This is a genomic window from Delftia sp. BGA-UO-ETr-SB1 (assembly GCF_059567865.1).
This window is the reverse complement of the sequence record NZ_JCAQOW010000005.1, coordinates 573,411-585,854: the sequence shown is the minus strand read 5'-3', so window position 1 is coordinate 585,854 and position 12,444 is coordinate 573,411. Positions and strand designations below refer to the sequence as shown.

Sequence of the window (12,444 nt, the reverse complement as noted above, 5' to 3'; positions counted from 1 at the left end):
ATGGCATGGCTTGCATAGTCCGCGGAACCGGGTTTTCCTACATTGCAGAGACCGGCCCCACGCCGGGCGGACCGTGCCGCCACGGGCCTTCACAACAATGACAGGAGACAGGCATGCGCATAGAGCCCATGACATGCGCCATCGGCGCCGAATTGCTCGGCGTGCGGCTGGCCGACGCGGTGCGCGACGACGCGCTTTTCTCGGAGATCCGGGCGGCGCTGCTGCGCCACAAGGTGCTGTTCCTGCGCGACCAGGGCCTGGCGCGCGCCGAGCACGTGGCCTTTGCGCGGCGCTTCGGCGAGCTGGAGGACCATCCGGTGGCCGGCAGCGATCCCGAGCATCCGGGCCTGGTGCGCATCTACAGGACGCCCGAGCAGCCCAACGACCGCTACGAGAATTCCTGGCACTGCGACGCCACCTGGCGCGAGGCTCCGCCCATGGGCTGCGTGCTGCACTGCGTGGAATGCCCGCCCGTGGGCGGCGATACCCTGTGGGCCAACATGGCGCTGGCCTACGAACGCCTGCCGGACGCCGTCAAGGCGCTGATCGCGCCGCTGCGCGCGCGCCACAGCATCGAATGCACGTTCGGTGCGGCCATGCCCATCGAAAGGCGGCTGGCGCTCAAGGCCCAGTACCCCGATGCCGAGCATCCCGTGGTGCGCACCCATCCCGAGACCGGCGAGAAGGTGCTGTTCGTGAACGGCTTCACCACGCATTTCACCAATTTCCACACGCCCGCCAATGTGCGCGTGGGCCAGGACTTCACGCAGGGCGCCTCCGGCCTGCTGCAGTACCTGATCGGCCAGGCTGCCATACCCGAGTACCAGGTGCGCTGGCGCTGGCGGGCGGGCAGCGTGGCGATCTGGGACAACCGCGCCACCCAGCACTACGCGGCCATGGACTACCCGCCCAGCCACCGGAAGATGGAGCGCGCGGGCATCGTCGGCACGCCGACCTTCTGAACCACGATCACGACACAAGGAGACATGCCATGAACTTTCTCGACGGCCACCTGTTCCCCGAAAACCAGCAGCCCCTGATCATCACGGCCGCGCCCTATGCGCCCTCGTGGCTGCCCTCGGACTTTCCCGGCGAGATCGCCGTGACCATGGACGAGCAGATCCAGAAGGCCGTGGACTGCTACAACGCCGGCGCCACCGTGCTGCACCTGCATGTGCGCGAGCTGGATGGCAAAGGCAGCAAGCGTTTGTCGAAGTTCAACGAGCTGATCGCCGGCGTGCGTGCGCGCGTGCCCGAGATGATCATCCAGGTGGGCGGATCGATCAGCTTTGCTCCCGAGACGGACGGCGCGGCCGCCAAGTGGCTGTCCGACGACACGCGCCACATGCTGGCCGAGCTGGAGCCCGTGCCCGACCAGGTCACGGTGACCATCAATACCTCGCAGATGAATTTCCTGGAGCAGTTCGATGCGCGCGACATACGCGGCACCTCCATGGAGGACCCGGCCGTCTTCAATGCCTACAGGGAGATGACCGTGCCCGCCCAGCCCGGCTGGGCCGAGGAGCACATCCGGCGCCTGTCGGCCGCCGGCATCCAGAGCGCCTTCCAGTGCTACAACATCAACAGCTTCGAGTCCGTGGAGCGGCTCATGCGCCGGGGCATCTACAAGGGCCCGCTGGTGATGAACTGGGTGGCGATTGGCGGCGGCATGGATGCGCCCAGCATCTACAGCCTGGCCAACTTCGTGCGCGCCGTGCCCGACGGCGCCGTGCTCACGGTGGAAAGCTCGGTGCTCAACGTGCTGCCCGTGAACATGATGGGCATCGCCATGGGGCTGCATGTGCGCTGCGGCACGGAGGACAACCTCTGGAACCAGCGCCGCACGGCCAAGATGGGCACGGTGGCGCAGATCGAGCAGCTGGTGCGCATCGCAGGCGAGTTCGGCCGCCCCATCGCCACGGCGCAACAGGCGCGGGAAATCTGCCGGATCGGCCAGTTCTACGGCACCGTGGACGAGACGCTGGCGGCCAACGGCTTCGCACCCAACCGCAATGGCGCCCAGCAGGGATTTCTGCGCAAGGCCGCCTGAACCGGGAGCCCATGATGCAACGCATGCCCCCCTGGGCGGCCATCGCCCTGGCCGCCTCGCTGCTGGCCGGTGGCGCCCACGCCTTCGGCGACAAGCCGGTCCGGCTCATCGTGCCGGCGCCGCCCGGCGGCACCATCGATGTGTTCGCGCGCATCATCAGCGACCAGCTGGCGCAGGAGATACGCCAGCCCGTCATCGTCGAGAACCGGCCCGGTGCCGGTGGCGCCATCGCCGTCAAGCACATGCTGTCCCAGCCGGCCGACGGCAGCACGCTGCTGGTGACGGTGACCAACATCCTCACCGAGGTGCCCCATGTGCTCAAGGTCGGCTTCGACCCCATGAAGGACGTGCGGCCCGTGGCGCAGATGGCGCGCTCGGTGATGCTGTTCATCGCCTCGCCGCAGTTTCCCGCGCGCGACGGGGCCGAGGCCATCGCCTACGTGAAGGCCCACCCGGGCACGCTGTCGTTCGCCTCGTACAGCCAGGGCACGGCCTCGCAGTACGCGGGCGCCATCCTCAACAGAAGGGCCCACCTGGACATGGAGCATGTGGCCTTCCCGGGCTCGGCGCCCGCGCTGGCCCAGGTCATGGGCAACCAGATCCCGCTCATGTTCGACGGATCGGTCACCTCCAAGCCGCTGATCGCGGGCGGCAAGGTCAGGCTGCTGGCCGTGGCCTACAAGAGCCGGCTGCCCGACTACCCGCAGGTGCCCACGCTGGCCGAGCTGGGCTATCCCGAGGTGGATTTCAGCAACTGGAGCGGCGTGTTCGCCTCGGCGCAGACGCCGCGCCCGCTGCTGGAGAAGATCCACGGCGCGCTGGCCCGGGTCAACGCCCGCAAGGCCGTGCGCGAACGCTATGCGGGCACGGGCTTCGAGCCCGTCGAAGGCGATCGCTCGCTGGAGCAGATGTCCACCGACCTGCGCGCCGAGTTCGACCGCAATGCCGAGATCGTCCGGAACTTCGACATCCGGCTCAACTGATGCAGGGCGCCTCACGCAGGCGCTACACAAGGAGACTCCATGGCAAAGGCCATACGCTTTCATACCACCGGCGGCCCCGAGGTGCTCAGGCTGGAGCATGCCGAGGCCGGCGCGCCCGGACCCGGCCAGGCGCGCGTGCGCCACAGCTTCATCGCCGTCAACTTCATCGACATCTATTTCCGCACGGGCCGCTATCCGCTGGCGCTGCCCAACGGCCTGGGCTCGGACGCCGTGGGCGTGGTCGAGGCCGTGGGGGAGGGCGTGACCGAAGTGCGGCCCGGCGACCGCGTGGGCTACCTGATGGGCCCGCAGGGCGCCTACAGCGATGTGCGCGTGATGCCGGCCGAGGTGCTGATCCCGCTGCCCGACGGCATCAGCGACCACACGGCGGCCACGCTGATGATGAAGGGCATGACGGCGCAGTACCTGTTCCGCCAGGTCCATCCGTTGCAGGGGGGCGAGACCATCCTCTACCACGCGGCGGCCGGCGGCGTGGGGCTGATCGCCTGCCAGTGGGCGCGTGCCCTGGGCGTGACCATGATCGGCACGGTGAGCACCGACGAGAAGGCCGCCGCCGCGCGCGCCAACGGCTGCGCCCACGTCATCGTGACCTCGCGCGAGCGCATCGTGGACCGCGTGATGGAGATCACGGGCGGCAAGGGCGTGCCCGTGGTCTATGACTCGGTGGGCAAGGACACGCTCATGGATTCGCTGGACTGCCTGCAGCCGCGCGGCCGGCTGGTCAGCAACGGGACCTCGTCGGGCTCGGTGGTGGTGGACTCCCAGTTGCTGGCCGCCAAGGGTTCGATCTGGATGACGCGGCCCGCGATGGTGCACTACATCCAGCCGCGCGCCCACATGCTGGAGATGGCGCGCGAGCTGTTCGACCATGTGCTGGCCGGGCGCATCGCCAGCGAGCCCCAGCAAAGCTTTGCGCTGGCCGATGCGGCCCAGGCGCACCAGGCGCTGGAGTCGCGCCGCACCACGGGCGCGACGGTGCTGATTCCCTGAAATGGACCTGCCATGCAGACCCCTGCGCTCCATGCCATCGGCACCGTGGCCGCAGGCCGCAGGCCCGTCACCTGCGGCCTTATCCGCAGTGCCAGCCTGCATGGCTATGCCGACCTGGTGAAAAGCCTGGGCCATGATCCCGCCGTCCTTGTGCGCGCGGCGGGACTGTCGGCGCGCCTGCTCGACTACCCGGAGACGCTGATTCCCATCCATGCCGTGCGCGAGCTGCTGGAGGTGGCCGCGCGCACCACGGGAACGCAGGATTTCGCGCTGCGCCTGGCGGCGCGGCGCAGCCTGTCCCACCTGGGTCCCATCAGCCTTGTGCTGCAGCAAGAGCCCACGCCGCGCCAGGCGCTGGACACGCTGTGCCGCTACCTCAAGCTGCTGAGTGCGGGCATGTTCGTACGCATCGAGGACGCGGGCTCCGGGGTGCTGGTGCGCCAGGACCTGGTGCCCATCGCGGGCATGGCCATGCGCCAGTCCATGGAGCTGGCGGTGGGCGTGATGTTTCGCGTGCTGCGCGAGCTGATCGGTGCCCAGTGGCGCCCGCAGCAGGTCAGCTTCGTACACCGCGCACCGGCCGATGCATCGGCCCACCGTGCCTTCTTCGGCGTAACCCCTTTGTTTGACCAGCCTTTCAACGGCATGGTGTGCCGCCTGGCGGACCTGCAACTGCTGCGCGAATGCGGCCAGGGGCAGGGCTCGGGCGTTGCGCGCTTTGCGCGAAGCCATCTGGAGCAGGCGCTGCGCAGCCGGGGCGAAGGCATGCAGGCGGCCTGCAGGGAGCTGATCATTGCACTGCTGCCGGGCGGCCGCTGTACGGCCCAGCAGGTGGCACGCCAGCTGGGAATGGACCGCCGCACGCTGCACCGCCGCCTGCTTGCGGAGGGGCAGACTTTCTCGGCGCTGCTCGACACCCTCCGCAGGGAACTGGTGCTGCGCCATCTGCAAGACGGTGGCCAGCCCCTGGGCGAGGTGGCGGGCCTGCTGGGGTTTGCCGCGCCCAGCGGCTTTTGCCACTGGTTCCGGGCCGCTTTCGGCGCCAGCGTCTCGGACTGGCGCAGGCAGGGGCAGGGAAGGGTTGGCGAGGCCTAGTGCGTCAGGCGGTCTTGCGCAGAAATCCCTGGTTGCCGCCGTTGCGGTTGGGCGCGAAGCCGTTGGCCGCCAATGTCTCTTCGGCGGTGTCGTAGAACACGCCAATCTTGCTGATGGCGCGCGCCTGTTGCGCCGTGGCGATGGGGCGGCCGAACTCGCGCGCGATGCGCACCAGTTGTTCTATCTGGGAGACGGTGCTGGCCTTGGCGCTGCGCGACTGGTTCCACAGGCAGTCCTCGGTGCCGCAGCGCACGTGCAGGCCCATGGCGATGCCCATCATGTTCACGGGCAGCACGTTGCGCACATTGCTTTCCACGGTGAGCACGGCGCCGTCGGGCACGGCGCGCACGAAGTTGGCCAGGCTGTAGATGCTGGGCGCGTCCATGCCGCCGCCAATCGCCACCCAGTTCATCACCAGCGGGCCCTTGTAGATGCCGCGGCGCATGAGCCGCTCCACCGACTCGAAGCTGTTGATGTTGTAGCACTGGAAGGCGCTCTGGATGCCGGCGGCGGACAGGCGCCGGATGTGCTCCTCGGCCCAGCCGGGCTGGGCGGGCACGGTCATCTCCTTGTAGGCGTCGAAGATGGCGGGCTTCTCGCGCGAAGTGCCCCTGAAGTCCGCGTCCTCGGCCTGCTCCGTCACGTTCATCTGCGAGGTATTGACGGTCACCGTGACCTGGTCGGGCACGGGCTCCAGCTCGGCCAGCATGTGGCGCGTGTCGTCGGACAGCCACTTGGCGGCCGCGCCGTCCGTCTCGGGAGCAAAGCTGATCGATCCGCCCACCTGGATGATCATCTCGGGCACGCGCGCACGCACGCCGGCGATCAGCTCGTTGAACTTCGACAAACGCTTGCTGCCTTTGCCGTCGAGCTCGCGCACATGCAGGTGCAGCACGGTGGCGCCGGCGTTGTAGCAGTCCACGGCCTTCTGGATCTGCTCTTGCATGGTCACGGGAATGTCTTCGGGGAAATCGCCGGGCAACCAGCCCGGCGCATAGGGGGCTGCCGTGATGATCAGGGGCTGCTGGTTTTCGGGGAACAGGTGGCCGTCGAGAAAATTCATGGGACGCTCCGGTGGGTGGGGTGGGGGTGGGGGTGGGGGGTGGGTGTGGAAAGAGTCTGTGCAGGGCCTCAGCGCGGGATGTCGCCGACGATGCCCGCGCGCTCCATGCGGCGGGGCGCCGGGTAGTAGTCGTTGAGCGCGTAGTGCTGGGTGCTGCGGTTGTCCCAGACGGCCACGTCGCCGGGCTTCCAGGACCAGCGCACCTGGTATTCGGGAATCGTGGCGCGGCTGATCAGGTAGTTCATCAGCAGCGCGGCGCCGGGCGCCTTGTCTATGCCGTGGCGCACGTTCTCGGGCGTGCTGTAGTTGACGAAGTGGGTGCTGAAGCCAGCGCCCACGAACAGCAGCTTCTCGCCGGTCTCGGGGTGGGTGCGCACCACGGGATGCTCCACGGGCGGGTGCTCGCTGGCCAGCCGCGCGCGTGCCTCGGGCGCCATCACGGCGCCGAAGGTGTGCTCTATGCCGGCCTTGGCGCGCAGGCCGTCGATGCTGCGCTTGATGCTCTCGGGCAGCTCCTCGTAGGCCTTGACCATGTTGACCCAGATGGTGTCGCCGCCGATCGGCGGGCACTCTATGCAGCGCAGCACCGCGCCCATGGCCGGGTTGGGGCGCCACAGGCCATCGCAGTGCCAGGTGTTTTCGTAGCTGTGCGGATCGTCGCTGCGGTAGATGCGCACCAGGCCAGGGTGCTCGGGATCGCTGCCTGCCACGGGATGGTCCTCCAGTGGGCCGAAGCGGCTGGCAAAGGCCACATGTTCGGCGCGCGTGATGTCCTGGTCCCGGAAGAACAGCACGCGATGGGTCAGCAGCGCGGCGCGGATGTCCGCGAACAGTGCGGCGTCGCGTGCGGCATCGCCGAGATGGATGCCGGAGATTTCGGCGCCGATGGCGGGGGTGATCTGTCGGATCTGCATGGTCGGTGTTTCCCTGGAAGTCAGTTCGCGGTGATCTGGTATTTCTTCACGATGCCGGCGTTGCGCTCGGACATCTGGCGTGTCTCGCGCTGCAGCGCGGCGGTGTCGGTAAGCACCTCGGGCTCCAGCCCCACGTCGGAGAGTTTTTGCTGCACGGCCGGCGCGCTGGCCGCTTTCCCGATGGCGGCGCGCAGGCGTTCCATGGTTTCGGGCGGCAGGCGGGCCGGCGCGATCAGGCCCACCCAGCCGCGAAACTGCAGCTCGGGGTAGCCGAGTTCGGCGGTGGTCGGCACCTGGGGCAGGTGGCGCGAACGCCGGGGGCCGGAAAACGCGTAGGCACGCAGCTTGCCGGCCCTGATCAGGGGCACCGAGGTCAGCATGCCGTCGAACATGACGTCCACCTGGCCGCCCAGCAGGGCCTGCACGGCCGGCGGCGAGCCCGCGTAGCCCACATGCTGCAGGTCCAGGTCCGCCTTGTCGCTGAGGATCAGGCCGGCGTAGTGCGACACGGTGCCGGGGCTGTAGCTGGCAAAGCTGGTCTGGCCTTTGCGTGCCTTGAGCTGCGCGAGCAGCTCCTGCAAGTCCTGGGCGGGCTGGCTGGCCGCGGCCACCAGCACCACGCCCGAGCGGGCCAGCGAGGCCAGGGGCACCAGGTCCTTGAGCGGATCGAAGGGCATCTTGATCACATGGGGGATCTCGGCCAGCAGGTTGCTTGCGCCCACTAGCAGCGTCTGCCCATCGGCGGGCGCCTGCAGCAGGGTCTGCATGCCCAGCAGGCCGCCCGCGCCCGGGCGGTTGTCTATCACCACGGCCTGGCCTGTTTCAGACGCGAGCTGCTGGCCCACGACGCGCGCCACGATGTCCATGGTGCCGCCCGGCGGTGCGGGCACGATGAGCCTGAGCGGCTGGCGGCTCCAGGCCGTGCCGCCGATGGCGATGGCGATGGCGCAGCCCGCGAGCAGCGTGGCGAGGGCGTGGGGCAGTCTCATATCCATGTCTCCTTGTTCCGTGTTCTGGCATCCAGTATCGAAAGCCCGCTTTCCCGGGACTTGCCATTGGGGGACAGGCATTTGCCTTGTTGGGACAAATCCATGGCAACCCTGACCAGGGCAACCCGCGCATGTCGTGAATTGCAAAGCCGTTGGCATGAACTGCCAAGAAGCGGCGCGATGGCGTTCCTAGAGTCGATTCGTGGCGCAGGACCGCGCCAGCACCACGACGAACAGGAGACCCCCATGCCCCGACTTCACCCCCATCCCTGCGGCCTGCACGCGCTGGGCCTGCTGTGTCTGACAGGCGCGGCCGCCGCCCAGTCGCCCACCTCGGTCACGCTGTTCGGCGTGATGGACGCCGGCATCAGCCGCTACAGCGTGCGCAGCGATTCCTGGGACACGGGCCCCGCGCGCTCGGCGCGGCAAAGCACCTGGGCGCTGTCGCCCTCGGGCAACCTGGCCAGCCGCATCGGCATACGCGCCAGCGAAGACCTGGGCGGCGGCCTCATGGCCGGCCTGTGGCTGGAGGCGCCGGTGGCCAATGACACGGGCGGCGGCGCGCTCAACTTCGGGCGGCGCGCCACCATCAGCCTGTCCGGGCACCTGGGCGAGCTGCGCATGGGGCGCGACCACACGCCTTCGTTTCTGAACGACTGGGCCTTCGACCCTTTCACCGTCAACGGCGTGGGCACCAACCTGATCGCCGTGGTCAACAGCAACCTGGCCATCGCCCGCGCGCTGGCCACGGGCGGCCTGCTGGGCGGCGGGCTGTCGGCGGGCACGGACACCTATCTGCGCGCAGGCAACTCCATCGGTTATTTCCTGCCGCCGGGCCTGGGCGGCGTCTACGGGCAGGCCATGTACGCCTTCCCCGAGAACAGCTCCAAGCGGGGGCGCTACGCTGGTGCCCGCATCGGCTGGGCCATGGGGGCGGCCGATGTGGCGCTGGGCTATGGCGAGAACACCCTGGGCACCTCGGGCGCCGGCGCGGAAAAGATCCGCTCGCTGAACCTGGGCGGCTCCTATGACTTCGGCCCGGTCAAGCTGTTTGGCGAATGGTCCGGCGTGCGCAACGAGCGGCGCGACGCCGGCACGCTGGCCGCCATCAACGACCGCTACCTGGGCGTGCTGGCCGGCGTGAACATCCCCGTGGGCCAGGGGGCGCTGCGCGCCTCCTATGCGCGCGTGCAGTTCAGGAATGGCCAGGGCTTGGCCGATGGCGATTCCTTGGTGAACAAGCTCGCCCTGGGCTATGTGCACCCGCTGTCCAAACGCACGGCGCTGTACGCCACGGTGTCGCGCATCAGCGTGGCCAACGGGCGCAACAACCCGGGCGTGATGGGCGTGACGCCGCTGGTGGTCAGCAACCCGGCCATCCTTCCCCAGCCCGGCTACCTGACCACGGGCGGCATGCAGCCGGCCGGCGCGCTCGGGCTGGACCTGGGCCTGCGGCTGATGTTCTGAACGGCCGTGCCAATCGTTCTGAACGGCCGTGCCAATAGCCGTGGCGCCCGGGTGCCCATCTTCGCCTGCGCTAATCTGCGCGGCATGAATGGATCTTCTGCATGGACCCTGGGTTGGCGCACCCTGTGGCGCGACCTGCGCGCGGGCGAGTTGCGCCTGTTGATCGTCGCCGTGATGCTGGCCGTGGCCGCGCTCAGCTCGGTGGGCTTTTTTGCCGACCGGCTGCAGGCGGGGCTACAGCGCGATGCGCGCCAGCTGCTGGGCGGCGACGTGGTCGTGGTGGGCGACAACACCACGGCGCCGGCCTTTGCCGAGCGCGCACGCGCCGAAGGGCTGCAGGCCCTGGAGACATCCAGCTTCCCGACCATGGCGCGCGCCAGCGACGCGCAAGGCGGCATGAGCCGCCTGGTGGCGCTCAAGAGCGTGCCCGAAGGCTATCCGCTGCGCGGCAGCCTGCGCGTGGCCGATGCCCCCGGCGCGGCCGACCGGGCCACGCGCGAGATACCGGCGCGGGGCGAGGCCTGGGTCGATGCGCCGCTGCTGGAGTCGCTGGGCATAGGCGTGGGGGACATGCTGCTGCTGGGCGACGCCCAACTGCGCGTGGCGCGCATCATCTCCATCGAGCCCGACCGGGGCGCGGGCTTCATGAACTTTGCGCCGCGCGTGATGATCACCTCCGCCGACCTGGCCGCCACAGGCCTGGTGCAGCCGGCCAGCCGCATCACCTACCGCCTGGCCGTGGCCGGCGCGGGTGATGGCTCCGAGTCGGCCGTGCAGCGCTACCGCGTCTGGGCCGAGCAGCAGGCCAAGGCGCCCGGCGTGCATGGCGTGCGCGTGGAGTCGCTGGACAGCGGCCGCCCCGAGATGCGCCAGACGCTGGACCGCGCCGAGAAATTCCTGAGCCTGGTCGCCCTGCTGGCGGCGCTGCTGTCGGCCGTGGCCGTGGCCCTGGCTGCGCGCGGCTTTGCCAACAGCCACCTCGACGCCTCGGCCATGCTGCGCGTGCTGGGCCAGAGCCAGCGGCGCATCGCGGGCGCCTACACGGTGGAGTTCGTGCTGGTCGGACTGGCCTCCAGCGCCGCGGGCGTGCTGCTGGGCTGGGCCATCCACCATGTCTTCGTGCTGCTGCTGGCCGGGCTGGTGGAAACCGCCTTGCCCGCACCGGGCCTGTGGCCTGCGGCCTTCGGCGTGGGCATGGGGCTGACCCTGCTGCTGGCCTTTGGCCTGCCGCCCGTGCTGCAGCTGGCGCGCGTGCCGCCGCTGCGCGTCATGCGCCGCGACCTGGGCGCGCTCAAGCCTGCCTCGGTGGTGGTGCTGGCCGTGGGCGTGGCAGGCTTTGCGGCCTTGCTGCTGGCGGCCAGCCGCGACATCAAGCTGGGCCTGATCGCCGTGGGTGGTTTTGCCGTGGCCGTGCTGCTGTTCGCGGCCCTGGGCTGGCTGGCCGTGCAGGTGCTGCGCCGCCTGGTGCACGAGAGCACGGCGCCGCGCTGGCTGGTGCTGGCCACGCGCCAGATCGCCGCGCGCCCCGCCTATGCCGTGGTGCAGATCAGCAGCCTGGCCGTGGGGCTGCTGGCGCTCATGCTGCTGGTGCTGCTGCGCACCGACCTCATCGGCAGCTGGCGCCAGGCCACTCCGGCCAACGCGCCCAACCGCTTCGTCATCAACGTGCAGCCCGAGCAGGCCGACGGTTTCCGCGCGGCGCTGGACAAGGCTGGCGTCACCTCCTATGACTGGTTCCCCATGATCCGGGGGCGTCTGGTCACCGTCAACGGCAAGCCGGTCAGCCCCGACGACTTCAGCGAAGACCGCGCCAAGCGCCTGGTGGACCGGGAGTTCAACCTCTCCACCACGGCGCAGGCGCCCGCACACAACCTGATCACGGCGGGCACCTGGACGCCTGGCGCCAAGGGCGAGATCAGCGTGGAGGACGGCATTGCCGAGACCCTGGGCCTCAAGCTCGGCGACACGCTGGGCTTCGACGTGGGCGGCGTGCCCAGCGAGGCGCGCATCACCAGCCTGCGCAAGGTGGACTGGGGATCGATGCGTGCCAACTTCTTCGTGATCTATCCCGTGGACCACCTGGACGACGTGGCCGTCAGTTACCTGGCCGCCTACCGCGCGCCCGACGTGGCGGGCTTCGACAACGCCCTGGTGCGCGAGTTTCCCAACATCACCAACGTGGACCTGAGCACCACGCTGGCCCAGGTGCAGCGCGTGCTGGACCAGGTGATACGCGCGGTGGAATTCCTCTTCGGCTTCACCCTGGCCGCCGGCCTGGTCGTGCTCTTCGCCGCCGTCACCGCCACGCGCGAGGAGCGCGCCCGCGAGTACGCCATCATGCGCGCCGTCGGTGCCCAGGCGCGGCTGCTGGCGCAGGTGCAGCGGGCCGAGCTGGCCGGCGTGGGCCTGCTGGCGGGCTTCCTGGCCAGTTGCGCGGCGGCGGCCGTGGGCTGGGCCCTGGCGCGCTGGGTGTTCGAGTTCAACTGGACCGTGCCCTGGTGGGCTCCGCTGGCGGGGGCTGTTGCCGGGGCCTTGCTGGCCTGGATGGCGGGGTGGTGGGCGTTGCGGGAGGTGTTGAGGAGGCCTGTGATGGATACGTTGAGGCAGGTGGCTGAGTAGGTCTTTGTGTTCTGTTTTTTGCCCCTGCCGGGTGGTTGTTTTTCGAGGCCGGGGTTCGGCCCGGCGGCCGACCTACTTTCTTATCGCGCGATAAGAAAGTAGGCAAAGAAGCGCGCCCCAAACTGCCCACGACCCTTCGCTTCGCTGCGGGCGACCTGCGTTGGGCGGGATGCGGGGTGTGCCGCAGAACTCGCTGCGCGCTGGCGCGCTTCGCTCAAACAACTGCGGCAAGTCAGATGACGAAGCAAGCCTG

The 12,444-nt window shown here is 69.3% G+C and carries 10 protein-coding genes; 7 read left to right on the top strand and 3 right to left on the bottom strand.

All coding sequences use genetic code 11. The features are described 5' to 3' along the window. The first annotated feature begins 113 nt into the window (after positions 1 to 113). Genes AC57B5_RS12765 through AC57B5_RS12745 form a run of 5 tightly spaced genes read left to right on the top strand, consistent with a single transcriptional unit; the run spans position 114 to position 5,139 of the window. Positions 114 to 962, top strand: a complete 849-nt coding sequence (locus tag AC57B5_RS12765; RefSeq protein ID WP_016454322.1) for a TauD/TfdA dioxygenase family protein — start codon at positions 114 to 116, stop codon at positions 960 to 962. A 29-nt stretch (positions 963 to 991) separates the two neighbouring features. Beyond that, on the top strand, positions 992 to 2,050 hold the full coding sequence (locus AC57B5_RS12760) for a beta-keto acid cleavage family enzyme (protein ID WP_012203932.1): 1,059 nt from the start codon (positions 992 to 994) through the stop codon (positions 2,048 to 2,050). Between the two features lie 14 nt (positions 2,051 to 2,064). Continuing rightward, a complete protein-coding gene (locus tag AC57B5_RS12755; protein ID WP_496399668.1) occupies positions 2,065 to 3,033 on the top strand; it encodes a Bug family tripartite tricarboxylate transporter substrate binding protein in 969 nt (322 codons plus the stop codon). Between the two features lie 39 nt (positions 3,034 to 3,072). Next, positions 3,073 to 4,044, top strand: a complete 972-nt coding sequence (locus AC57B5_RS12750) for a quinone oxidoreductase family protein (protein WP_496399667.1) — start codon at positions 3,073 to 3,075, stop codon at positions 4,042 to 4,044. A 12-nt stretch (positions 4,045 to 4,056) separates the two neighbouring features. After that, the gene (locus AC57B5_RS12745) at positions 4,057 to 5,139 is read left to right on the top strand and encodes an AraC family transcriptional regulator (protein ID WP_496399666.1); all 1,083 of its coding nucleotides are present in this window, start codon (positions 4,057 to 4,059) and stop codon (positions 5,137 to 5,139) included. A gap of 4 nt (positions 5,140 to 5,143) precedes the next feature. Here the strand turns inward: AC57B5_RS12745 and AC57B5_RS12740 are convergent, their stop codons facing one another. The 3 genes from AC57B5_RS12740 to AC57B5_RS12730 form a co-directional block, all read right to left on the bottom strand. Continuing rightward, on the bottom strand, positions 5,144 to 6,202 hold the full coding sequence (locus AC57B5_RS12740; protein WP_496399665.1) for a beta-keto acid cleavage family enzyme: 1,059 nt from the start codon (positions 6,200 to 6,202) through the stop codon (positions 5,144 to 5,146). A gap of 68 nt (positions 6,203 to 6,270) precedes the next feature. Next, the gene (locus AC57B5_RS12735; RefSeq protein ID WP_016450763.1) at positions 6,271 to 7,116 is read right to left on the bottom strand and encodes a TauD/TfdA dioxygenase family protein; all 846 of its coding nucleotides are present in this window, start codon (positions 7,114 to 7,116) and stop codon (positions 6,271 to 6,273) included. 20 nt (positions 7,117 to 7,136) lie between these two features. Continuing rightward, positions 7,137 to 8,105: a Bug family tripartite tricarboxylate transporter substrate binding protein gene (locus tag AC57B5_RS12730; protein ID WP_496399664.1), complete on the bottom strand. Its 969-nt coding sequence runs from the start codon at positions 8,103 to 8,105 to the stop codon at positions 7,137 to 7,139. A 246-nt stretch (positions 8,106 to 8,351) separates the two neighbouring features. On the opposite strand from AC57B5_RS12730, the gene AC57B5_RS12725 reads away from it, so the two are divergent. Both AC57B5_RS12725 and AC57B5_RS12720 read left to right on the top strand, forming a co-directional pair. Next, entirely contained in the window at positions 8,352 to 9,572 is a 1,221-nt protein-coding gene (locus tag AC57B5_RS12725) for a porin (RefSeq protein ID WP_496399663.1), read from the top strand. An 84-nt stretch (positions 9,573 to 9,656) separates the two neighbouring features. Then, entirely contained in the window at positions 9,657 to 12,191 is a 2,535-nt protein-coding gene (locus AC57B5_RS12720) for an ABC transporter permease (RefSeq protein WP_496399662.1), read from the top strand. Positions 12,192 to 12,444: the final 253 nt, after the last annotated feature.

Bases quoted from the DNA above. Each gene is read 5' to 3' on its own strand.
- AC57B5_RS12765 (WP_016454322.1), top strand. From the start codon at position 114: ATGCGCATAGAGCCCATGACATGCGCCATCGGCGCCGAATTGCTCGGC.
- AC57B5_RS12760 (WP_012203932.1), top strand. From the start codon at position 992: ATGAACTTTCTCGACGGCCACCTGTTCCCCGAAAACCAGCAGCCCCTG.
- AC57B5_RS12755 (WP_496399668.1), top strand. From the start codon at position 2,065: ATGCAACGCATGCCCCCCTGGGCGGCCATCGCCCTGGCCGCCTCGCTG.
- AC57B5_RS12750 (WP_496399667.1), top strand. From the start codon at position 3,073: ATGGCAAAGGCCATACGCTTTCATACCACCGGCGGCCCCGAGGTGCTC.
- AC57B5_RS12745 (WP_496399666.1), top strand. From the start codon at position 4,057: ATGCAGACCCCTGCGCTCCATGCCATCGGCACCGTGGCCGCAGGCCGC.
- AC57B5_RS12740 (WP_496399665.1), bottom strand. From the start codon at position 6,202: ATGAATTTTCTCGACGGCCACCTGTTCCCCGAAAACCAGCAGCCCCTG.
- AC57B5_RS12735 (WP_016450763.1), bottom strand. From the start codon at position 7,116: ATGCAGATCCGACAGATCACCCCCGCCATCGGCGCCGAAATCTCCGGC.
- AC57B5_RS12730 (WP_496399664.1), bottom strand. From the start codon at position 8,105: ATGAGACTGCCCCACGCCCTCGCCACGCTGCTCGCGGGCTGCGCCATC.
- AC57B5_RS12725 (WP_496399663.1), top strand. From the start codon at position 8,352: ATGCCCCGACTTCACCCCCATCCCTGCGGCCTGCACGCGCTGGGCCTG.
- AC57B5_RS12720 (WP_496399662.1), top strand. From the start codon at position 9,657: ATGAATGGATCTTCTGCATGGACCCTGGGTTGGCGCACCCTGTGGCGC.